The organism is Rhodococcus sp. WS1, assembly GCF_003797745.1.
Taxonomy (GTDB): Bacteria; Actinomycetota; Actinomycetes; order Mycobacteriales; family Mycobacteriaceae; genus Rhodococcus_F; species Rhodococcus_F erythropolis.
On record NZ_RKLZ01000001.1, the window covers coordinates 156,145 to 182,782 of the forward strand.

Below are 26,638 nucleotides of genomic sequence, written 5' to 3' on the forward strand. Positions count from 1 at the left end.
ATGGATACCGACAAGAGGATCGATCCGCTGACCGGATCGCGAAGCCTGCCGGCAGGGGCGTTTCCCCTGTCAGCGGTGCAGCGCAGTATGTGGTTTGCGCAGCAACTTCACCCGACGGTGCCGTATTTCATTGCGCAGTACATCGAGTTCCACGGCGACCTGGACATGCAACTGCTCAGCCGCGCTGCAGTGGAGGCCGCCCACGAGTTCGAGTCGCCATTTCTGCGGTTGATGTACCCCGATGGTGAGCCGTGCCAGATCGTGGACTTCACGATCGATCCGGGTATCGACTACTTCGACTTCCGCGAGCGTGAGAACCCTCGGCAGGCTGCGTCGGAGTGGATGGACAACGATTACGCGACGACGCTCGACTTGACGCGTGATCGTCTCGTCGAGATGACAATTCTCCAAACTGGCGATCGAGACTACTTGTGGTACACCAGGATTCACCACGTTGCTCTCGACGGATACAGCGGAATGACGATAGTGAATCGCATTGCCGCGATCTACACCGCAGCAGTCGAGGGCCGGGAGCCTGCGGTAAACAAGGCGCTCGACGTCACGACGCTGTCCGAACTCGATCAGAAGTACCGCGAATCGAGTCGGTTCGAGGCCGACCGCGAATACTGGGCCCAGCGAGTGTCCGGCGTCGAGCACGGTTCTACGTTGGCAACGCGTGAGGGACCTCCGACTGCGCGTAGCGAACTCGTCAGTGCCGCGATGTCGGCGAACAGCCTTGCTGCCTTGGACGAGTGGAATTCGCGTTCCGGTGCCACTGCGGCGGCGGTGCTGATTTCGGCACTGGCGTGCTATTTGTCTCGCAACACCGGCTACGACGACGTTCTGATAAATCTGCCGGTCTCGGCGAGGACCACGGCACCGCTGCAACGCTCCGGCGGAATGCTGGTCAACGTCGCGCCCCTTCACATCCACGTCGACCCCGACGAAAGCGTCGACGATCTGGTCGGGCGGGTCCAACTCGAACTCCTCGGCGCGCTTCGTCATCAGCGATGCAGTCTCGAAGACATCAGGCGCGATGCGGGCTTGGCGGTCGGCGATGCACGACTGTCCGGTCCGATGATGAATGTGATGCTCTTCCGGCAGGAGATAACACTGGGATCACTGACCGGCGAGTTTCACATCGTCACGTCGGGGCCCGTCGAGGATCTCCTGGTCAACGTGTACCAGAGTGGCGACCCAGCTCAGACGTTGATCGACTTTCGTGGCAACCCCAATCGCTACGGTCACGACGAACTGGTTGAACACCATCGGGCGTTCACCGAGTTGGTCGCAGAACTGACAGCAGCACCGGCCGGTACGCCGATGAACCGGATTCATCCGGCAAGCGCCGAGGCCGGGGCACGCAGTGCGCAGCGGAGGGAAAACGAAAGGTTCTGGGCTGGATATCTGGGGGACTCCGACGAGGGTTCGGCGCTGGGGCTCGAGCGAATCGACGCAGAATCGGAGCCGACCACTACGAATCGGCTCATCTTCCCGCTCGATCCCGCGGTCGCCGAACTTGCACGTACGGAAGATGTCTCACTCTTTGCCGTTGTCCACGCGGCATTTGCGGCATTGTTGTCGAGATCGACCGAGCGCCATGACGTGTTGATCGGAACGAGGACCGAGTGGGGGACTTCGCCGCTGCGCTGCGAGGTCGATCCGGCGGCGCCGTTCGACGAGTTCGTGAGTTTTCTTGCTCGAGAACGCGACACGTTGTTGGTTCGATCGGCGGCAGGTATCCCCGAGCTGCCCGAGTTGCACGTCCATCTCAACGACGGCTCGCAGGAGACCACGATTGCCGGCCTCGATGTGGCGATCGACGTCCACGCGGATACCGGCGCCCTCGAGGTGGCGTACTCCACGCAGCACTACGCCGAATCCACGGCCCGAGCCTTCCTCTCGCGACTGGTGCGGATCCTTGCGGGCGCAGCGGCAGCCCCGCGAACGCAGGTCGGAGATCTCGATCTTCTCGACGAGTTCGAGCGTGAGTCCCTGGTGCCGGCACAGGGAGCGACCGCGTCCGCGCCGTTGACCCTGCCCGATGTCCTCCGGCGGGCCGCGGCTGTGAACCCCGATGCCCCAGCACTCGTTTTCGGTGATCGTGAGGTGAGCTACCGGGAACTCGACGCCGAGTCGAACACACTCGCCCGCGAACTGATCAACAGGGGAGTCGGCCCAGGCACCTACGTCGCCCTTGCACTGTCGAGGTCGATCGAATCGGTGACCGCGACGTGGGCAGTGGCCAAGACCGGCGGCGCCTTCCTTCCGATCGATCCGCACTACCCCGAGGATCGTATTCGGCACATGCTCACCGATTCGGGAGCTGTTGTCGGAATCAGCGTGGGGGAGCACCATGCCGGGCTCGCCGATTCGGTGGACTGGCTGCTTCTGGACGAATTCAGCACCGACGAACCGAACGCGTACCGCTCGGACGCACCGCTCGACGATGGCGAACGTCGCTCACGCGTTCGCTACGACGACCCGGCTTACCTGATCTACACCTCGGGATCTACCGGCGTCCCCAAAGGCGTCGTGGTCAGTCACCGCGGGCTGAGCAGCTTCGCCGACGAAGAACGAATCAGGTTCGGAGTCGAACCAGGCGACCGCACCCTGCATTTCTCGTCGCCGAGCTTCGACGCTTCGGTACTCGAACTTCTCCTTGCCTTCGGCGGCGCGGCGACGATGGTGATAGCGCCGCCCACCGTGTACGGCGGCGACGAACTGGCCCAGGTGATGCGCGTCGGCCGGGTGACACACGCTTTCGTCACCCCGGCCGCGCTGGCAACTGTTGATCCCGCCGGCCTACCGGATCTACGAGTGGTCGTGACCGGCGGCGACGCCTGCTCGCCCGCGCTGGTAGATCAGTGGTCACACGGACGCTCGATGTTCAACGCGTACGGACCGACCGAAACCACCGTCGTCGCCACCCTGACCGGACCGCTGAGCAGCGATGTTCCCGTCACGATCGGAAAGCCGATGCGCGGCGCCGCGGCCGTCCTCCTGGATTCGCGGCTTCAACCGGTGCCGATCGGTGTCGCCGGCGAACTCTATGTGAGCGGTATCGGTTTGGCGCGTGGATACCACGCGCGAGCCACGATCACGGCCGAACGATTCGTCGCCGACCCCAACGGCGTTGCGGGAGAGCGCATGTACCGCACGGGTGACCTCGCGCGGTGGAACGGCGCGGGTGAGCTGGAGTACCTCGGACGGAGCGACTTCCAGATCAAGATCCGCGGTTTCCGCGTCGAACTCGGCGAGATCGACGACGTACTGCGCCGCCATCCGAGCGTCGCGCAGGCTGTCACCGCCGGAGTTTCGGGCCCGAGTGGGGAAACACTGTTGGCGGCGTACGTCACGGCGGCTGAGGGCACGCACATCGACAACTCCGAATTGATCGCCCACGCCGGATCCTCGTTGGCGGCGCACATGGTTCCGTCGCGGATCGTCGTACTCGATTCCATTCCACTGACTCCCGCCGGAAAGATCGACAGGAAAGCATTACCGGACATCGATTCGGCTGGCGGCACGGCCGAATACCGTGCCCCCGAGACCTCGACCGAGAAGCGAATTTCTGCGGTGTTCTGCGATCTGCTCGGCATCACCAGGGCGGGAGCAGACGACAGTTTCTTCGACCTCGGCGGTGACTCGCTGATCGCGACCCGAGTCGTGTCGAGGGTCAACGGAGCACTCGGGACGACGCTGAGCGTTCTCGACCTCTTCGAGGCGCCGACCGTCTCCGCTCTGGCTGCTCGCGCAGACCTCGCGGACTCGCGGAACACGCGCGCCCCAGCACTGACGCGTATCGATCGCCCTGACCGGATACCGGTATCTCTGGCTCAGCAACGTATGTGGCTGACCAATCAACTCGATCCGAGTTCGCCGGCGTACAACATTCCGATCGCGGTTTCGATGACCGGCGATCTCGACGTCGACGCACTGTTCACCGCACTGCGGGACGTGATCGTTCGGCACGAGGTCTTGCGGACCGTTTTCCCCGAGAGCGCCCGTGGTCCGGTCCAGCACGTTCTCGGTGTGGACGAGATGTTCGATCATCTCGAGGTGGAAACGGTGCCTGCCGCAGCGGCCGCAGCGCGGGCGAGCGAACTGGCACGAACGGGATTCGACGTCAGCGAATCGGTGCCGATCCGCGCCACTCTGCTCGAGGTGAACGAACGCGAGCACACGCTGGTCCTCGTCGTTCACCACATTGCAGCGGACGGCCTGTCGATGGCGCCGCTGGCTCGTGACGTGATGGTCGCTTACGCGTCGAGGGCGAGCGGGCGTGTACCGGCGTGGTTGCCGCTCGAAGTGCAGTACGGCGATTTCAGCGAATGGCAACGAGGAGCGCTCGGCGAAGCGTCCGACCCGGATTCGATTCTCGCCGAGCAGTTGCGGTTCTGGTCGCACACGCTCGCCGAACGCGGTGAGCTCGCGGAACTGCCGATGGATCACCCGCGGCCTGCAGGTGTCTCGCTGCGCGGTGGCGATCTCGATTTCCGGATCGACTCCGCGACGTACCGCCGGGTCGGCGAGATCGCGGCGCGATGCGACGTCAGCGTGTTCATGGTGATCCACGCAGCGCTGGCCGTCCTGCTCAGTCGAGAATGTGGAGCGAACGACATCACGATCGGCACCCCGGTGGCCGGGCGTAGCGAGCGCGCCCTCGACGACGTCGTCGGAATGTTCGTCAACACGGTGGTGCTGAGGACGGTTCTCGACGGGGGACTCACCTTCGGTGAAGTTCTCACCCGCGTCCGGGACGTCGACGTGGCGGCCTTGCAGCACACCGAAGTGCCGTACGACGTACTCGTCGAATCCCTCGCAGAGCGCCAGGCACCGCTGTTCCAGGTCATGTTGGTGATGCAAGGCGCTGCTCCCGCCGAGGTCACCTTGCCCGAGCTCGACGTCACTGTTGACGAACTGTCCACGGGTGCAGCGAAGTTCGATCTTCAGGTCATTCTCACCGACCGCGGCGACCATCTCGACGGCCAGTTGAACTATGCCAGCCAACTTTTCGACTCGGACACCATGTCGGGCCTCGCTGATCGCTTCACGATGCTCCTCGACGCGGTAGCGGCCGACCCCGAATCAATCGTCGGCGACGTCGATCTCACAGCTGTGGGCGAGGCGGAACTGGTCCTCGAGCGCTGGAATGCCACCGAACACGCCGTACCGATCACCACCCTCTCCGACCTGGTGGCGGAGCAGGCAGCCCGGACGCCCGAGGGGGCCGCGCTCATCTACGGCGAGCGGACACTGACGTATGCGGAGTTCGACGCGAGGGTCAGTGAACTTGCCAGAACCCTCATCGCCCACGGTGTCGGCCCGGACATGCGCGTCGCGGTGTCGATTCGCCGGTCACCCGAACTACTCGTCGCGGTCCACGCCGTGATCCGTGCCGGTGCGGCGTATGTCCCGGTGGACCCCGACCATCCGGCCGAACGTATCGCGTACGTCTTCGACATCGCCGCACCGATCTGTGTGCTGAGCCGGCCCCAGGACCACGGCGCACTTCCCGCGCGAGTCCCGATCGTCGACGTCGATCTCGATCGTCCCGTGTCCACGACGGTGCCGATCACCGACGCTGATCGGATCCGACCCCTCCTCCCGGACAATGGTGCATACGTGATCTTCACGTCCGGATCGACCGGTCGGCCGAAAGGCGTTGCAGTATCACACCGTTCGATCGTCAATCGCCTTCTGTGGATGCAAGACGCGTACCCACTTCACGCGTCGGACGTGGTGCTGCACAAGACTCCGGTGACCTTCGACGTCTCGGTGTGGGAACTGTTCTGGCCCCTGCAGACTGGTGCGCAGTTGGTGATCGCGGAACCGGAGGGGCACCGTGATCCCGGGTACCTGTCGGCGTTGATGGCCGAAAAAGGCGTCACGACGGCGCACTTCGTTCCGTCGATGCTCGCGGAATTCGTCGCGGTCGCGACTGCCGGGCAGTGCGCAAGCCTGCGTCAGGTGTTCTGCAGCGGTGAAGCTCTCGCTCCCACCACCGCGGAGGCGTTCACCCGTCTGAGTTCTGCAGGATTGTTCAACCTGTACGGACCCACGGAGGCTGCCGTCGACGTGAGCGCCGCCGAATTCACCCCAGACATGACCGTCACCGTTCCCATCGGTGCTCCTGTGTGGAACACCCAGCTCTATGTCCTCGACGGGCGGCTGCATCCCGTTCCGGTCGGCGTTCACGGCGAGCTGTACCTGGCGGGAGTGCAACTGGCGCGTGGATACCTCGGGCGCAGCGATCTCACCGCCGACAGATTCGTGGCCGATCCGTACAGCCCGGCTGGCACCCGGATGTACCGAACCGGTGATGTCGTCCGGTGGCGCGCCGACGGGCTACTCGACTACGTCGGTCGACGCGATTTCCAGGTCAAGATCCGCGGCCAGCGCATCGAGCTCGCCGAGGTCGAAGCAGCGTTGCTCAGGCTGCCCGGTGTCACGCAAGCTGCTGCTCTCGTCCATCACGACGACGTGGTCGGTGACAGCTTGGTCGGCTACGTCATCGCCGAGACCGGCACCTCGATCGACACGGACGGCCTGCGCGCCGAGTTGAGAGGTCTCCTTCCCGCCTACATGGTTCCCGCAGTGGTCATCGCCCTCGACGTGTTTCCGCTCGGCTCGACCGGCAAGCTCGATCGGAAAGCTCTGCCCGCTCCCAGCTTCGACAGCTCGCAGACGTATCTGGCGCCGCGAACACCGCTCGAAGCACAGTTGGCGGCGATCTTCGAGGAGCTGCTGGAATCCGGGGCCGTCGGTGTTCACGACAACTTCTTCGAGATCGGCGGAAACAGTCTCGTCGCTGCCCGCGCCGTGGCGCGCGTGAACGATTCACTGTCGTTGAACCTGTCGATCAGAGAGTTGTTCGACGCGCCGACCGTTGCGCAGTTGGCGGTCGAGTGCGCAACGGCGCGAGGGGGAGCAACCGTTCTTCCGCTCGAGGCGTTGCCGCGGCCACAGTCGATTCCGCTGTCGCTGGCGCAGAAGCGCATGTGGTTCGTCAATCAATTCGACGTCACCTCCGCGGCGTACAACGTGGCCATAGCGATCAGGCTGAGAGGCCGGTTGGACGTTGCGGCCTTGGAAGGCGCGATCACCGATGTGCTCGATCGCCACGAATCGCTGCGCACGCTGTTTCCCATGATCGAGGGAGTGCCGGCGCAGGTGATCGTGGAACCCGGTGAAGCGTTGGGGTCGCTACCGATTGTCGGCGCGAGCACCGAAGCGGTACTCGGGGAGATCGAACGCGTCACCGCGAGGGGCTTCGACGTGACGCAGGCTCCACCGATCAGGGCGGAACTGATCGAGGTCGACGCAGAAGATCACGTCCTGGCTGTGGTCGTCCATCACATCTGCGCCGACGGATTCTCGATGGCACCGTTGGCGTTCGACGTGATGAGCGCGTACTCGGCACGGCATCGAGGTGAGGCACCCGACTGGTCTCCTCTCCCGGTCCAGTACGCGGACTTCGCGATCTGGCAGGAAAGGGCTCTCGGACGGATCGACGAAGCGGAGAGCACCCTCGCCGGCCAGCTCGAGTACTGGACACGTCAGCTGGCAAGTGTGCCCGAGCTTCTCGCGCTCCCCGCAGATCGCCCGCGGCCGCGTGTACAGGATCTCTCGGGCGGCGTCGTTCGATTCGACATCGATGCCGGCATCCATCGTCGTCTGAGCGAAACCGCGATCGAACACCGAAGCAGTATGTTCATGGCGATACACGCCGCGTACGCGGTGCTCGTGGCCAGATTGTCCGGCATGGAAGACATCACGATCGGCTCACCGATCGCCGGACGCGGAAATGCCCTCCTGGATCCGATGGTCGGTATGTTCGTCGGAACGTTGGTGCTGCGCGCCGATGTCGACCCCGCAGCCTCGTTCACCGATCTGTTGGCCAGAGTTCGCAGCACCGACCTCGACGCCTTCGCTCACGCAGACGTCCCCTTCGAGCGCGTCGTCGATGCGCTCGCTCCGGAGCGGTCGACTTCGCATTCACCGTTGTTCCAGGTGATGCTGGAGTTCAAGAACACCAGTCGACCAGCAGTTCGTCTGACGGACCTCGAGGTCGAGGTCCTCGAACTCGAATCCGCCGTTTCGAATTTCGATCTGCAACTCACGCTTGCCGAGACATTCGACGACGACGGCCGGCCGGCGGGAATCGAGGCCGGGTTCACCTACGCGAGCGCCCTGTTCGACGAGTCGACGGTCGAAGGCTTCGCTCGATATCTTGTTCGGATCCTTGGTGCGGTGACCGAATCACCGCACACGCCGGTCGGCGACATCGATCTCGTGGTCGACACCGACACGATGAGCGTCGTGTCTGCACCGGAACTTCCCGGCCAGGTTCACTTCTCGACGTTGCTCGAGCGGAAGTACGTCGACGAACCGCAGAGAACTGCACTGATTTTCGGCGACCGACATCTGACGTACTCCGATCTGGACCGCCGGGCCAATCGGCTTGCACGACTGTTGATCGGCCGCGGGGCAGGTCCGGAATCCGTTGTCGCCCTGGCATTGCCACGCTCACTGGAATCCGTGGTCGCGATCTGGGCGGTTGCTCGGACCGGCGCCGCATTCGTACCCGTCGACCCGGCGTACCCCGTCGACCGCGTACATCACATGATCAACGACTCGGGAGCGGGCGTCGTCCTCACCACCGCCGAGCATGTGGGTGTCGTCCCCGACGAGGCAGACGCAGTTCTGCTCGATCAGGCCGAGACACTGGCAACCCTCGAACAGTTCGGAGATCAGCGGCTGGAGGCCTCGGAACTGGCGGGGACGGTGTCTCTGGACAATCCCGCCTATGTCATCTACACCTCCGGTTCCACCGGCGTCCCCAAAGGTGTCATGGTCACTCACCGTGGGCTTTCGGCACTCGCCGAACAGGAACGTACTCGATTCGGGGTGGAATCGACTTCGCGCACGCTGCATTTCAGCTCACCGAGCTTCGACGCCTCGATTCTCGAACTCCTGATGGCTGTTGGTGCCGGGGCCACGATGGTCATCGCTCCACCGAGCATCATCGGCGGAACCGAACTGACGAGCCTGATCGCCGATCAGCACGTCACGCACGCCTTCATCACCCCGGCCGCTCTGGCCACGGTCGATCCGAGCGAACTGAACGAGCTGGTTTGCATCGGAACCGGTGGCGACGTCTGCCCGCCCGATCTCGTCGCCGCCTGGGTCAGTGATCACCGGATCATGATCAATGCCTACGGACCGACCGAATCGACGGTCGTCGCCAGCATCACCGAGCCGATGTCCCCGGCCGATCGAGTGACGATCGGTCGCCCGTCGACGGGCATCACTGCGTGGGTCCTCGACAATCGCCTGCACCGCGTCCCGGTCGGAGTGACGGGGGAGCTGTACGTCAGTGGCGACGGACTCGCCCGCGGTTACCGCAACCGCGCCGGCACCACCGCCGAACGTTTCGTGCCCAATCCTGCGGGCAGTGCGGGTACACGGATGTACCGCACCGGCGACCTCGCCAGGTGGAACAAGAACGGCGAACTCGAGTACCAGGGCCGAGGTGATTTCCAGGTCAAGATTCGTGGGTTCCGCATCGAACTCGGCGAGATCGAAGCAGTTCTGGCTCGCTATCCCGGGGTCGCGCATTCCGTGGTGACCACGCTCGAACGTGACGGAGGCGCCGCGCGAATCGTCGGATACGTCGTGCCCGCCAACGATGCTCAGACTGTGGATCCCGAGGCCGTCATCGCGTTCGCGGGCTCGGCTCTGGCCCCGTACATGGTTCCTGCGGCGGTGGTCGTTCTCGACGAACTGCCGATGACTGCCAACGGAAAGCTCGACCGCCGAGCCCTGCCGGTTCCCGACCTGCGAGCAACCCAAGCGCGCTCGCGGGCTGCCGAATCCGATACCGAGCGCACGCTGGCCGCCTTGTTCGTCGATGTCCTCGGTGTCGAATCGGTGGGCGTCGACGACTCGTTCTTCTCGATGGGCGGCGATTCGATCATGTCGATTCAGCTCGTCGCCCGTGCCCGCGACGCCGGGCTCGTGTTCACCCCGCGTGACGTCTTCGAGGTGAAATCGGTCGCCGGTCTTGCGGTTTTGCTGGCATCGACCAAGGACGACGAACCCGAGGTGCTCGAGGAACTTCCCGGAGGCGGCGTCGGCCACGTGCCGTTGTTGCCGGTGGCACAGTGGTGGCTCGACCGGCTCGGCTCCGATCTCCAGGGGCTCGATTCGTTCTCCCAAGCGACCCTTCTCAATGCGCCGCACGGGCTTCGCAGTGTGGAGCAGTTGACCGCAGCGCTTCAAGTCGTTCTCGATCGTCACGACATCCTTCGCGCGCGCCTCGAACTCGACGGCGAGCGCGGGCTCATAGTCGGCGATCCGGGATCTGTTGCAGCCGAGGACATCTGCCGGGTAGTCGAGGTCGAGGCCGAGCCGGGCACCGCAGTGTTCGACGCGGCGATCGTCGCTGCCCTGGGTGATGCACGTCGAGAACTCGACCCCGTCCGGGGCGAGATGGTGCGGGTCGTCTGGTTGTCCGGCGTACGCAACACCGGCCGGTTGCTCCTGGTGATCCACCACCTCGCGGTGGACGGCGTGTCCTGGCGCGTGCTCGTACCGGAATTTGCGTCCGCTTTCCACCGGATCGACGCCGGCGAGGAGCCGGAGCCGTCGTATTCGGGCACGTCGGTTCGTCGTTGGTCGCATGCGCTCCGTGACATCGCGCCCGATCGAAGAGTCGAATTGCCCCGGTGGCGTTCGATCCTCGAAGGTGACGACCCCCTGATCGGAACCCGGCCGCTGGACCCGCGGCTCGACACGTTCGATTCGGTCGGCCGAGTTGTCGCCGACGTGCCCGTCGAACTGTCCGACACAGTCCTGACCACGCTTCCCGCGCTCTTCGGTGGATCCGTCAACGACGGTCTCGTTGCTGCTCTCGCGCTGGCACTGACGCAGTGGAGGCAGGCACAGGGCATACGAACCGACAACGTGCTCGTCTCGATGGAAGGTCACGGACGCGAGGCTCACGTGGTGCCCGGTGCGGACGTCCTGCACACCGTCGGCTGGTTCACCAGTGTCTTCCCGATGCGAATCGACCTCGCCGACATCGACATCTCGAACGTGTTGAGCAGCGGCCCCGAGGCAGCGGTGGTTCTCAAGCGGGTCAAGGAAGAACTGTTGGGAGTTCCGGACAGCGGCATCGGGTACGGAGTTCTGCGTTATCTCGACGAGGTGGGCCGAGCGGAACTGGAAGATCTCCGCCAACCGCAGATCTCCTTCAACTATCTCGGTCGTTTTTCCGGCACCGAGGCAGGAGAGTCGCTGGGGGACTGGGCGCTGGCCCGTGACGTCGATCTGGAAGCGGCAGCTCGGTCCGAGATGCCCGTGGGTTCGGTCCTGGACGTCAATGTCGTCACCACCGAAATCTCGGGTGCACCGCACATCGGTGCCACTATCGCCTATCCCACCGGCGTGCTGGCAGAGCGCGATGCTCGCGCCATCGCCGAACTCTGGGTGCAGTCGTTGCGCGCTCTGGCCACCTACGCCGAACACAGCGAACGCGGGGGACTCACACCGTCGGACATCGACCTGATCGAACTGGACCAGGAGTCCATCGACCACCTCGAGCGCGAGTTCCCGACACTGACCGACGTCTGGTCCCTTTCACCGCTGCAATCCGGACTGCTCTTCCACGCCCGCTACGCCGAACACACAGTCGACGCGTACACCGTCCAACTCGCACTCGAACTCGACGGCGTCGACGCGTCCAGGTTGCACCGCGCCGCACAGGCGTTGCTCGACCGTCATGAGAACCTGCGAGCTGCGTTCACGACCGACACCGGTGGGCGATCGGTGCAGGTGATCAGCGCCGACGTGGACGTGCCGTGGACCGAGATCGACATCTCTCCGTTGGCCCCCACCGAACAGGCAACCGAGATACGCGAGCTCCTCCATGCGGATCGGGTGCGAGGCTTCGACATGGCCACGCCGCCCCTGCTGCGGTTCCTGCTTCTGCGAACCGGAGACGACGCGTATCGGTTGATCCTGACCAACCACCACATCCTCCTCGACGGATGGTCGATGCCGCTGCTGGTCCGTGACCTACTGACGCTCTACGCCACCGACAGTGATCACAGTGCCATCCCACGCGTGCACCCCTACCGGGACTATCTGAGCTGGATCAGCACTCGCGACGACAGCGTGTCGATCGAAGCCTGGGGCGAAGCACTCCGCGGACTCGGCGACCCGACGCTGCTCACCGGAACTCACGCCGTCGACGAGGACGGCGCCACCTCACGCTCGACCACCACAGCCCTCGGAGAACGTGAGACGGAACTTCTGCGTGGATTCGTCCGCTCCCGTGGCCTGACGACAGCCTCCTTGATCCAGGTGGCCTGGGGAATCGTGCTCGCCGAACTCCTCGGCCGCGACGACGTCGTCTTCGGTGGAACCGTCTCCGGCCGACCACCCCAGGTGTCCGGCGTCGAGTCGATGGTGGGTTTGTTCATCAACACTGTCCCCGTCCGAGTTCGCCTTGACCCGCGAGAGTCACTGGCAGCGCTGTGCGTTCGTGTCCAAGCGGAACAGGCGCGGTTGTCCGATCACCATCATGTGGGGCTTTCGCACATCACTTCGGCAGTGGGGGCCGCTGCATCGTTCGACACGCTGACTGTGTTCGAGTCGTATCCCGTCGACCGCGGTGGACTCTCCTCGGGCACCGACATCGCCGGAATGCACGTTCTCGACGTCCACGACGCCGAGGATGCCGCGCACTATCCACTCGCGATCGTTGCCTCTGCGGCAGACGGGCGACTGCGGCTCAAATTCGAGTATTTCCCGGGAGTCCTGGGCGATCACGACATCGACGCGATCGCGGACCGGCTGCTCCGCACCCTCGAACTGATCGCCGCACAACCGGATCTTCCGCTGGCGAAACTGCGTTTGATGCCGGATTCGCAAGTGCAGCAATTGGTTCCCGCGCGCGGCCGGCAAGGCCGCTCGGTAAGGACACTCGATCGCATCTTTTCGGACACCGCGAGCAGATTCCCCGAACGGGTCGCACTGTCCTGTGGTGACAGAAAGATGACCTATCGAGAGCTGGACGAGGCGTCGAATCAGTGGGCGCGCGTGCTCATCTCGGAAGGCGCGGGCCCGGACTCACGGGTGGCGATCTGTGTGGAACGGTCCTTCGAATCCGTCGCAGCGGTCTGGGCGATCACCAAGACCGGCGCCGCCTTCGTGCCGATCGATTCTCGCTACCCGAGTGACCGGATCTCGTTCATGCTCGAGGACTCGGCATCATCGCTCGGAATGACCACGGCTGCACACGCACCGGCCGGCGGTGGCGCAACGAAGTGGCTCGAACTCGACGACCCGGAGAACGCCACTCGGCTCTCCGGAGTGTCCACGTCACCGCTACGCGAAGACGAGCGCCGGGGAACCCCGCGGCTGGAGAACACTGCCTACCTCATCTACACCTCGGGCTCGACCGGCCGGCCCAAGGGTGTCGTCGTCACGCACACCGGTCTCGAGAACTTCGCCGACGAACAGCGTCATCGCTACGGTCTCACGGAGAATTCACGCGCACTGCATTTCGCCTCGCCGAGTTTCGACGCCTCCGTTCTCGAGTATCTGCTCGCCTTCGCCGTCGGCGGCGAACTGGTCGTAGCTCCCACCACCGTCTACGGAGGGGCCGAACTGGCCGACGTTCTCCGAGAGGGACATGTCACGCACGCGTTCATCACGCCCGCAGCGCTGACGTCGGTGGATCCCGAGGGACTCGACGAACTGACCACCATCACGGTCGGTGGCGAGGCGCCCTCGGCGGACCTGGTGCGCACCTGGGCGCCGGGAAGATCGTTCGTCAACGTCTACGGACCCACCGAAACCACCATCTCCTGCAACCTCAGTGACCCCATCCCAGCCGGTGAGAAGGTCTATCTCGGGCCGCCGAACCGCGGCTTCAGCGAGGTCGTCCTCGATCGCAGACTTCAACCGGTGTCCGTCGGAGTTCCGGGCGAACTGTATGTCGCCGGAGTTGGACTCGCGCGCGGCTATCACGGGCGTTCACCGCTGACGAGCGAACGATTTGTCGCCAACCCGTACGGCGAGCCGGGGGAGCGGATGTACCGCACCGGAGACGTGGTGCGCTGGCGCAGTGACCGCACCATCGAGTACCTCGGACGCAGCGACTTCCAGGTCAAGATCCGCGGGTTCCGTATCGAACTCGGCGAGGTCGACACGGCGTTGGGTCAGCTGCCCGGTGTGGAGTACGCGGTCACATTGGCGGTGCGCGGACCCTCCGACGAGCAGGCCTTGGCGACATATGTCGTCTGCGACGACGAACGCCCGGTGAGCGCCGAGGACATCCGGGCGGCGGCACGGGAGCTACTGCCGGCACACATGGTGCCAGCGAGCGTCGTCGTGCTCGACGAGCTACCACTGACCGGCGTCGGCAAGGTCGATCGGGCTGCTCTTCCGACGCCTCGCTTCGACACCGATCCCGAAACACTCGCTGCACCGGCGACCGAGCTCGAACGGCTGGTGGTGGGCGTTTTCGAGGACGTGCTCGGAGTGTCCCCGATCGGTATCGACACTCACTTCTTCGACATCGGCGGAAACTCACTGACCGCGACCCGCGTCATCGCCCGCGTCAACGCACTTCTCGGCACCGACATCGGCGTTCGAGGATTGTTCGAGTCTCCGACAGTTCGGCAGCTGTCTCGTCTGGCGGAGAGTGTCGGCCGCGGCGAGAACCCCAGACCACCGTTGACTCGGCGATCTCGCCCGGATCCACTGCCCGTGTCATTGGCACAGAAGCGGATGTGGTTCCTCAACCAGTTCGACGTGACCTCGCCGGCCTACAACGTTCCCCTGGCAGTGCGCCTCGACGGCGATCTGGACTTCGCCGCATTGCAGGCCGCGGTAGCGGACGTATTGGGTCGCCACGAGAGCTTGCGGACGAAGTTCCCCTCGATCGACGGACAGCCGGTGCAGCAGGTGATGTCCAGCGTCGAGGTCATGCCGATCCTGGAGCCGGAAATCGTCACTGCTGCCAGAGTGTCCGATCGAATCCTCGAGCTGGCCTCGGCAGGCTTCGACGCCTCGGCCGAAGTTCCGATCCGCTGCGCGGTCCTGCGCGTCGACGGGGACGAGCGCAGGCACGTACTCGTGATCGTCGTCCACCACATCGTCGCCGACGGGTTCTCGATGAACCCCCTGGCAGCGGACGTGGCAGCGGCCTATGCGGCCCGCAGCGCCGGCAGTGCGCCGAGCTGGTCGGAACTGGCCGTGCAGTACGGCGACTTCGCTGTGTGGCAGCACGAAGTGCTCGGCTCCGAGGAAGATCCGGACTCGGCTCTGACCCGTCAGCTCGATTACTGGAAGGACCGACTCGCGGGACTGGGCGAGCCGATCGCCCTGCCGACGTCGTTCCCACGTCCGGCAAAGCCGTCCATGGTCGGCTCTGTTCACCGGTTCGCGGTATCGCCGCAGTCCCATCGGGCGCTGACCGATCTGGCCCGCGAGCACGGCAGCACCATGTTCATGGTCATGCACGCAGCACTGGCGGTACTTGCGGCACGCCTGGCCGGTACCGAGGACATCGCCATCGGTACACCTGTCGCCGGGCGCGGCGAGGCCGAACTCGATCACCTGGTCGGAATGTTCGTCAACACTCTTGTGCTGCGGACACAGATCACGCCCGACGCGTCGTTCGAGGACGTACTCGCCCAGGTTCGCGAAGGCGACCTCGGCGCGTTCCAACACACCGACTTGCCCTTCGAAAGGTTGGTCGACGCACTCGCCCCGGAACGCTCGACGTCGCACACTCCGTTGTTCCAGGTCCTCATCGAGTTCCGTAACAATGCGCTACCGCAACTCGAACTGCCAGGGCTGTCGGTCTCGGGAGTGGAGTTCGACCTACCCGTCGCCAAGTTCGATCTGCAACTCTCGGTCACCGAGCGTTACGACGCGGATGGCGGAACGGATGGAATCGACGCCGAATTCATCTACGCCACAGACCTGTTCGACGGTAAATTGATCGAATCGTTCTCACGCAGGCTGCTCACCCTCCTCGAGGCGGTCTCCCGAGAGCCGTCGACTCCTACCGGTGACATCGACGTCGTGGGCGCCGGCGAGCGTCGACAGATGCTGACCGAGTGGAACACTCACGCCGAACCGGCTCCGGCCGACAACATCGCGGACCGATTCTTCGAAGCTGTTGCAGCACATCCGTCGTCGACCGCGGTCAACGACAGCGACGGCGCCATGACGTACGCCGAACTGGACGGGCGCGCGAACCGCCTGGCGCGGCTCCTGATCGGCCGCGGTATCGGTCCGGAATCCGTGGTTGCCGTTGCGATGCCCAGAACCACCGATCTCGTGCTCGCCCTCGTCGCCGTCATCAAAACCGGGGCGGCATACCTGCCGGTCGACATCACCTACCCGGCCGAGCGCATGCGATTCCTCTTCGACGACGCGCGGCCGGTATGCCTGGTCACGACCGGAGACTTCCGAAGCGACCTACCTTCGGAGATCATCGAATCCGGCATCGACATCGTCGAACTCGGATCGCCGGAGATCGCGGTACGCCTCGATCACTCCGCGCCACATCGCATCACCGACGCGGACCGGACGACACCACTTCTGCCCGACGCGATCGCGTACATCATCTACACCTCCGGATCCACAGGGCGCCCCAAAGGAGTCCAGGTCAGCCACCGAAACGTCCTGACTCTGATGGACAACACCTCCCCGACATTCGGGTTCGACAACACGGACGTGTGGACGATGTTCCACTCGTACGCATTCGACTTCTCCGTCTGGGAGCTGTGGGGGCCACTGCTGCACGGTGGCCGGTTGGTCGTCGTCGACTACTACACGACCAGATCGCCGGACATGTTCCACGAACTGCTCCGCCGTGAGCGAGTGACGGTGCTGAACCAAACACCCACCGCCTTCTACCAACTCGCCGAAGCCGACCGTGCGTACTCACCGAACGGCACCGGTCCCGACCTTGCACTGCGCTACGTCGTCTTCGGTGGAGAAGCGCTCGATCTCGGGCAATTGCGCAAGTGGTACGACCGGCGGGCCGACACGGCGCCGACGCTGGTCAACATGTACGGGATCACCGAGACGACAGTGCACGTCAGTCGAATCGCGCTCGACCGCAACGACAGCGAGCACGCGTCGGCGAGCATCATCGGGCGAGCAGTACCAGGATTGTCCGTCTACGTACTCGATCGGCGACTGAACCTGGTGCCACCAGGTGTTGTCGGCGAAATGTACGTCGCCGGTGACCAGGTGTCTCGGGGATACCTCGGGAAACCCGCATTGACTTCGGTGCGGTTCCTTCCCGATCCATTCGGTAGTTCGGGGGATCGAATGTATCGGAGCGGGGACCTGGCGAGGTGGAACGACGCGGGGCAGTTGGAGTACGTGGGCCGCAGTGATTTCCAGGTGAAGGTGCGTGGTTTCCGCATCGAACTCGGAGAGATCGAAGCCGCAATGCTCCGCTGCCCCGGCGTCGCTGCCTCGGTAGCACTTGTTCGCACAGAGGGAGCGTCACCGCGGATCGTCGGGTACGTGGTCGCCGAAACAGGCAGTACCGTCGATTCAGCGACGGTGACCGACTTCGTCGCCGCCGAACTCGCGGAGTACATGGTGCCCACCGCGATCGTCGTCCTCGAATCGCTTCCGCTGACGGTCAACGGAAAGCTCGACCGACGTAGCCTCCCGGCTCCGGACTTCACCGTGACGGGAACAACCGAGGCGACGCGGGCACCAGCCACCGCCACCGAAGCGGTCCTCGCGGATCTCTTCGGAGAGGTTCTGGGGCGGGGCGGTATCGGAGTGGACGATTCCTTCTTCGGCCTCGGCGGCGATTCGATCATGTCGATCCAACTCGTCTCACGGGCGAAGTCCGCAGGCCTCATCTTCACTCCGCGGGACGTCTTCGAAGCGAAGACCGTGGCCGGCCTCACCAAGGTCCTCCTCATCGAATCTTCTGAAACTGCAGCGGTTCTCACCGAGCTACCCGGCGGGGGAGCCGGCCCGCTACCGCTCACACCGATCATGGAGTGGCTCGTCGAACGCAGTCGTGGTGACCTGAGCGCGATCCGCAGTTACAGCCAGAGTGCGCTGATCGCACTGCCCGCGGATGTGTCCGGCCCCGCGCTGGAGCGCGCACTACAAACGATCCTCGACCGCCACGACGTACTGCGGGCACGTCTGGAGGCCGCGACTCACCAACTCGAGATCAGCGAACCCGGCACCGTCGCAGCCTCCGACATCTTGCACCGAACCCCCATCGTGTCCACCGGCGGCGAAGAATTCCTGCGCGCGGCAGAAGCCGCGATGCAGGACGCATCCAGCCGACTCGATCCCGAGCACGGCAAGATGATCAGCGCAGTCTGGTTGGATCCGGTTAGCGCGAACGGCAACCGGCCTGAGGCGGGACGGTTGCTCCTGGTCCTTCATCACCTCGCGGTAGACGGTGTGTCCTGGCGAATGCTCGTCCCCGGCCTGGTCACGGCATATGCGTCGGCGTTCGACGGCGAAACACCGATTCTTCCGCCCGGCGGAACGTCGATACGTCGCTGGGCGACAGCGCTCGCCGAGACCGCCGCAGATCGACGCGACGAGATCGACCTGTGGTCGAGGATGCGGACCGACGAACCAATGCTCGGAACGCGCAGGCTCGACCCCGCGGTCGACGTCGGAGCCACCGTCGACCGCGTCAGCGTCGACGTACCGACCTCGGTGACCGAGAACATCATCTCGGCGGTGCCACGACATTTCGGAGGCTCGGTGAACGACGGGCTGCTTGCTGCTCTCGCGATCGCCGTCACCGCCTGGCGTCGATCGCGCGGACAGCGCAGCGGGGAAGTGCTCGTCAATCTCGAGGGACACGGGCGCGAGGAGAACGCAGCGCCTGGCGCAGACCTCTCGCGCACAGTCGGTTGGTTCACCACCTTGTTCCCCGTCCGGATCGATCTCACCGGACTCAATGTCGTCGATGCACTGTCCGGGGGATCAACCGCGGCCTCCGCTGTGAAAGTCGTCAAGGAAACGCTGCTCGGTCTGCCGGACAACGGCATCGGGTTCGGGATGCTCAAGTACCTCGACCGGAACGAAGAACTACAGGAGTTGCCCACACCTGAGATCTCGTTCAACTACCTCGGACGTTTTGCCGGCTCGGATCCCGAGCACGGCGAGGTGCCGTGGCTGCCGATCTCGGAAGTGACGCTCGACGAAGCGCACAGCGGAGATCTTGCCGCCGCGTCGGTGCTCGACATCAATGCCGTCACCACCGACACCGCGCACGGTCCGATTCTGCGCGCTACGTGGTCTTTCCCCCGCGGCATTCTCAGCGAGGCCGAAGTCACGGAACTGGCGGAGCTCTGGTCCCGAGCACTCGGCTCGTTGAGTGAATACGTGGACGAACACTCCGAACGCGAGCTCACGCCCACCGATCTCGATCTCGTCACCGCGGATCAGCAGAGCATCGAACAGCTCGAGCGTAGGTTCCCCGACCTGACCGATATCTGGTCACTGTCACCGCTGCAGTCGGGCATGCTCTTCCACGCCCAGTTCGACGAAGCGGAAATCGATCCGTACATGGTGCAACTGACCCTCGAACTCGGGGGTCGGGTGGAGGCGCCGCGCCTGCGTCGCGCCGCGCAGGCCTTGGTTGATCGTCATCCGAGCTTGCGCGCGGGATTTGTCTCCGCGCCGGGAGGGCGGGCGCTGCAGGTAATCCGTTCCGGTGTCGAGATCGGCTGGGCCGAGATCGACCTGTCCGGGACCGAGGACAGTGAAGTCGCGTTCGCTCAGCTGCTCGAGCGTGATCGCGCTCAGCGTTTCGACATGGAAACAGCACCCCTGATCCGGTTCATGCTCGTACGATTCGGACCGGACACAGCACGCTTCGTCGTGACGAACCACCACATCCTGCTCGACGGCTGGTCAACCCCTCTGTTACTTCGAGACCTGCTCACTCTCTACGCAACCGACGGCGACCCCGAGATTCTGCCCAGAGTTCAGTCGTATCGCGACTACCTCACCTGGATCTCGAAGCAGCACCCCGACTCTTCTCTGCGAGCCTGGCAGGAAGCGCTACGAGGAGTGGACTCATCCACCCAACTCTCGCAAGCGAGCACCGCCGCCGAAACCGTTGCCAGTGACATTCACTCGTACTCGCTGCCGACCGAACGAGCCGAGACCCTTCGGGCGTTCGCGCGAAGCCGCGGATTGACCATGGCAACCCTGGTCCAAGTGGCCTGGGGAATCGTGCTCGCCGAACTCCTCGGCCGCGACGACGTCGTATTCGGTGGAACCGTTTCCGGACGCCCACCACAGGTGTCCGGTGTGGAATCGATTGTCGGCCTGTTCATCAACACAGTGCCCGTCCGAATCCGCCTCGACGCCCGAGAAACCCTCGCGGAACTGGCCATTCGCGTCCAATCCGAGCAAGCGTCACTACTCGACCACCACCACATCGGACTGTCGGACATCGCGGGAGCAGTGGGCGCCGCCGGTTCATTCGACACCCTGACGGTATTCGAGTCGTATCCCGTCGACGAGGCAGCCCTGACCGCCGAAACCGACATCGCGGGAATGCACGTCCTCGGCATCGACGGACGCGACTCGGCGCACTATCCGATTGCCGTTGTCGCGTCGGAAAGTGACACGCTGAACCTGAAGATGGAATACTTGCCGACGCACTTCTCCGCCCGCGAAGTCGCGAAGATCACCGAGCGCGTGGGCATCGTCCTCGAGCAGCTGGCGTCGGCGCCGGATCAGCCGCTGGCCCGCCTGCAGGTTCTCACGGAGTTCGAGAGCCGTGATCTTGCGCCGGTCTTCGGATCCCCGGGTCGCTCCGCTCGTACGCTCCCGGAAATACTCGCCGACGTCTCCGCCACATATCCCGACCGCATCGCGCTCTCGGCCGGCAGCCGTTCCATGACCTACATCGAACTGGACCGACGCTCGAACCAGTTGGCCAGAGCCATGATCCGCCGCGGCGCCGGGCCCGAGACGTCGGTGGCCATCGGCATCGAAAGATCCGTCGAATCAGTACTCGCGGTGTGGGCAGTGGCCAAGACCGGCGCAGCGTTCGTCCCCGTCGACCCCACCTATCCGGCCGACCGAATCGAACACATGCTCAGCGACTCCGAGGTGTTGTTCGGGTTGACCGTCGTCGACGCCATCGACACATTGCCACCCATCGTGTCCTGGTTGGTGCTCGGAGAGGAAGCATTCGACGACGACGTCGCCACAAGCTGCACGCTGCCGATCGCCCAGGACGAACGGCTTGCACCGGTGGTCATGGACAACGCCGCCTACGTGGTCTACACCTCGGGATCCACCGGCCGACCCAAGGGAGTTGTCGTCACCCACACCGGACTCGACAGCTTCGCGCTCGATCAGCAACGTCGATTCCACGCCGATCACCACTCTCGGACCCTGCACTTCGCCACCCCCAGCTTCGACGGAGCCATCTTCGAGTACCTGCAGGCATTCGGTGTCGGAGCAACCATGGTGATCGTCCCGACCGACATCTACGGCGGCGCCGAACTGGCAAGTCTGATCCGCCGCGAACACGTCACTCACGCGTTCGTCACCACGGCGGCACTCGCCACCGTCGATCCGGCCGGCCTGGACGAATTCCGGCACGTCGTCGTCGGGGGAGAGGCTCTGCCACCGCACCTCGTCGGTCTGTGGGCACCCGGGCGGGAATTCGTCAACGCCTACGGCCCCACCGAGACAACCGTCATGGCAGACATCAGCGAACCCATGACAGTGGGTGCACCCATCACGATCGGTGGCCCGATCCGCGGTGTGCACGAAATGATCCTCGATTCGCGGCTGCAACCGGTGCCCGTCGGAGCTCCCGGTGAGCTGTACATCGCCGGCATCGGCCTGGCTCGCGGATACCACCGGCGTCCGGGCTTGACCAGCGAGCGATTTGTCGCCGACCCCTTCGGCAAGCCAGGCGACCGGATGTACCGCACCGGTGACATCGCCTCCTGGCGAAGCGATCACACCATCGAGTACGTCGGCCGCAGCGACTTCCAGGTCAAGATTCGCGGATTCCGTATCGAACTCGGTGAGGTGGACGCCCAGATCACTGCAATGGCAAGTGTCACGAACTGCGTGACACTCGGCGTCGACGGACCGGCCGGCGCAACCGTTCTCGCGTCTTACCTCACCGTCGAGGAAGGGTCGACGCTGACCGGCGCAGAGATCACCGCGCACCTCGCCGGACGTGTTCCCTCGCACATGGTTCCGGCCAGTATCATGATCGTCGACGAGCTACCGCGCACCGCGGTCGGCAAGCTCGATCGAAAAGCGTTGCCGACCCCGGAGTTCACCGGAACCGGCGTGGAATTCCGGGCTCCCGGCACCAGCCTCGAGCGTCGGATCGCCGACGCCTTCATCGATGTACTCGGCGTCGAGCAGGTAGGCGTCGACGACAACTTCTTCGAACTCGGCGGCAACTCGCTGATCGCCACTCGTGTGGTCTCGCGGCTCAACTCCGCACTGAACATCGACGTCGGGGTGCGAGTGCTCTTCGAGGCACCGACGACAGCTCAGCTCGCCGAACGGCTTTCCGACGCTGTCACTGCCGTCGGCACTGTGCCGCTCACTCCCATGGAGCGCGACGGTAACGTCCCGCTCTCGTTGGCGCAGAAGCGCATGTGGTTCCTGAACCAGTTCGACACACGCTCAGCCGCGTACAACATCCCACTAGCTGTTCGCCTCACCGGTGACCTCGACGTCACCGCCATGCAACAGGCGATCGCCGACGTCGTCGAGCGGCACGAAACCCTGCGGACGGTGTTCCCCGCCGTCGGCGGCGATCCGATTCAGAAAGTGCTCACCGCCGACGAGGCCGTACCGCCGGTCCGTGAAATGACGTTGGGAGAGCACGAACTCGCAGAGCGCATGCAACGACTCGCCACGACCGGTTTCGACGTGTCGGTGGACCTGCCGCTGCGCGTCGCGCTCTTCCGCCTCGACACCGATGAACCCGTTCACATTCTGTTTGTCGTGGTCCATCACATCTGCGCCGACGGTTCGTCGATGGCGCCGCTCGCACGCGACGTGATGACGGCCTACCTGGCGCGCACGGCAGGAACCGAACCCACCTGGGCGCCACTCGAAGTGCAGTACGCGGACTTCACGTTGTGGCAGCACCGCGTCCTCGGATCGGAAGACGATCCGGAATCCGTCATCAGTCGCCAATTGCGCTACTGGAGTGAGCAACTCGCCGGCCTCGACGACGTCATCGCACTGCCCACCGACCACCCGCGGCCCGTACAACAGACCTTCCACGGTGACCGATTCACCTTCGACATCGACGCCAACACCCACCGCGCCCTCGCGGACCTCACCAGGGCAAACGGTGTCACGATGTTCATGGCTCTGCACGGCGCACTGGCCGTGCTGATGTCGAAACTGTCCGGCGCCGAAGAGGTCACCATCGGCACACCGATCGCCGGCCGCGGTCAGGCAGCGCTCGACCACCTCGTCGGAATGTTCGTCAACACGCTGGTCCTGCGCACAGGCGTCGACCCCGACATCACGTTTGCCGAACTGGTGGAACACATCCGGGAAATCGATCTGGCCGCATTCCAGAACTCGGATCTGCCATTCGAACGGCTCGTCGACGTCATTAATCCGACCAGATCCACGTCGTACTCACCGTTGTTCCAGGTCGCCCTCGAACTTCAGAACAACGAACCAGCGCATTTCCACTTGCCCGGCCTCGATATCGAAGGCCTCACCGTGGAAACCGAATACGCGAAGGAAGATCTCGAACTGATCGTCGACGAGAAGTTCGACGAGTCCGGCGCCCCGGCCGGGATGTCCGCTGCCTTCGACTTCGCAACCGATCTCTTCGAACCCGCCACCATTCGGCGCTTTGCCGACCGCCTGCGTCTGATCCTCGACACTGTCGGACGCGAACCCGCAACACGTATCGCCGACATCGGCATCCTCGCCGCCGACGAAACAGCAGCCCTGGTGCCGGCATCCGGTGCAGCAGCGACTCGCGTACAGGTGTGGCCGGAGATCCTCGCCGAGGCAGTCGCCTCGAACCCGGATGCTCCAGCTCTCTCGAGTCGCGAGGGGTCGATGACCTACCGCGAGCTCGACGAGGAATCGACGAAGCTGGCTCGAGCGTTGTGCCGGCGCGGTGTCGGACCCGAAGATTTTGTGGCGCTGGGTCTGCCGCGGTCCACGGCGGAGATCGTCGCCATCTGGGCGGTCACGAAAACCGGAGCAGCATTCTTGCCGGTCGACCCGAACTATCCAGACGATCGCATCAACCACATGCTCGACGATTCGCGGGCCGTACTCGGCATCACCGACGACGCTCACCGCAGTCAACTTCCCGACACGGTCGAGTGGATGGTCCTCGATGAAGCGCAGACCGTCGACGAGATCGACGGCCAGAGCGCCGCCGCGATCACCGACCTCGACCGCACGATCCCCTTGCATCACGGGCATCCCGCGTACCTGATCTACACCTCGGGTTCAACCGGGAAGCCGAAGGGCGTCATCGTCACCCACCTCGGTTTGTCCAACCTCAACGCGGAGGAACATCAGAGATTCAACGTCCAGCCCTATTCGCGTATCTCTCACTTGGCATCACCGAGCTTCGACGCCTCGGTCTTCGAACTCATGATGGCGTTCGGCAGCGGAGCCTGCCTGGTCGTCATCCCACCCACGGTCTTCGGCGGATCCGAACTGGCCGAAATCTTTGCCGACGAACACGTCTCACACGCGTTCATCACGCCGACCGCGCTCAGCTCCATCGAAAGCTCCGCGCTGCCAGAACTCCGCGTGCTCGCAGTCGGTGGCGAAGCCTGCCCACCCGAACTCGTGGACATCTGGGGCCGAGACCGCCGCATGTTCAACGGATACGGACCTACCGAATCCACCATCCAGGCCAGCGTCAGTGAACCCATGCGGCCGGGCAAGGACATCAACATCGGCCGACCGGCCATCGGCTTTGCCGGCCTGGTCCTCGACGGGCACCTCAAGCCCGTGCCAGTGGGAGTCATCGGGGAGCTGTACGTGACCGGCCCCGGACTCGCCCGCGGGTACCACAATCGTCCCGACCTCACCGCCGACCGATTTGTCGCCGATCCGTTCGGCGAACCAGGCCAGCGGATGTACCGCACAGGCGACCTGGTGCGCTGGCGCTCCGACAGCACCCTCGAATACCTCGGCCGCAGCGACTTCCAGATCAAGGTCCGCGGATTCCGCATCGAGCTGGGCGAAATCGACTCAGTCCTGATGGCACACCCATCCGTCTACTTCGCCGCAACACTTGGGCACGAAGCACCGTCGGGGGAGACGATGATCGCCTCCTACATCCAGCCTGTGGAAGGACAGACCGTCGACGACTGGGAGCTTCGCCGCCACCTGTCTTCTCGCCTGCCTGCGCACATGGTTCCCGGCGCGATTGTCGTCGTCGACCGAATTCCGGTGACACCGGTCGGCAAGCTGGACCGTAAAGCACTGCCGACGCCGAGCTTCGAGCGTCGTACAGTCCCGTACGCGCCGCCGACCAATGACACCGAACGAACGGTCGTCGACATCTTCGAGGCAGTGCTCGGTCACGAGCACATCGGTGTCGACGACGACTTCTTCGAACTGGGAGGAACGTCGATCGTCGCCACTCGAATAACCATCGAACTCGAGAAGCGCCTCGGGATGCGAGTGCCGTTGCAGTCGCTTTTCCTGGATCCGACACCGGCCGGTGTCGCCCGTGCGGCCGACGGAATGGACGCACACTCGCCGGACGATTCTTCGGATCTGCTCGCCCCGATGATCACGCTGCGCGCCGGATCCGATCGAGCACCACTGTTCTTCGTCCATCCGGGTATCGGATTGTCCTGGGGTTATGCAGAATTCGTCAAGCACCTCGAGCTGGATCAACCCGTATACGGTCTTCAGCTACCGTCCCTGAGCGGAGGACCCAGCTTCGACTCGCTGACCGAACTCGCCGACGACTACGCGAATCGCATTGCAGCCGTGGCATCGACCGGCCCGATCCATCTGGCCGGCTGGTCGCTCGGCGGCGTCATCGCACACGCCGTGGCGCACAGTCTCACTCGGAGCGGACGTGACGTGACGTTGTCGATCCTCGACAGCTATCCGTCGTCGGATTCCGATCAGCCCGCGGAACTCTCGGTCTCCGAACTACTGGCCGGGCTCGCGATGCCGGCGGGATCCGAGACCGTCGAAACCTTCGAAGAAGCGGCGGAATTGCTGGAGCAGACTCTGGGCGCCGGAATCGGAATCGAAGCGGAGCATCTAGCGCGGATCAGTCGCGGTTACTCCCACTCCGTCGAATTGACGAATCGGCACCAACCGCCTGTCCACCTTGGAGCCATCGAGTTCTTCGTAGCCGGAAGATCTACGGAGAACGGACACGACGTGGCCGAATGGCGAAGGTTTGTGCAAGGCGACATTCGAGTCACCGAAGTCGATTGTGAACACAACCAGATGATCGAACCGGGTCCGGCGGCAACCATAGCTGTACGATTGCGGGAAGTTATCGCTCAGTGGGGTGTCTGAACCAGGTTCGACATGGGTATGAGTGAAACACACAGGGTGATGGACCCCGGGTGGGTCCGGA

General features: G+C 64.2%; 1 protein-coding gene. It reads left to right on the forward strand.

Annotation, left to right across the window (positions count from 1 at the left end; genetic code table 11):
* Positions 1-26,577: a non-ribosomal peptide synthase/polyketide synthase gene (locus tag EEB12_RS00745; protein ID WP_141487261.1), complete on the forward strand. Its 26,577-nt coding sequence runs from the start codon at positions 1-3 to the stop codon at positions 26,575-26,577.
* The last annotated feature ends 61 nt before the right edge of the window (positions 26,578-26,638 follow it).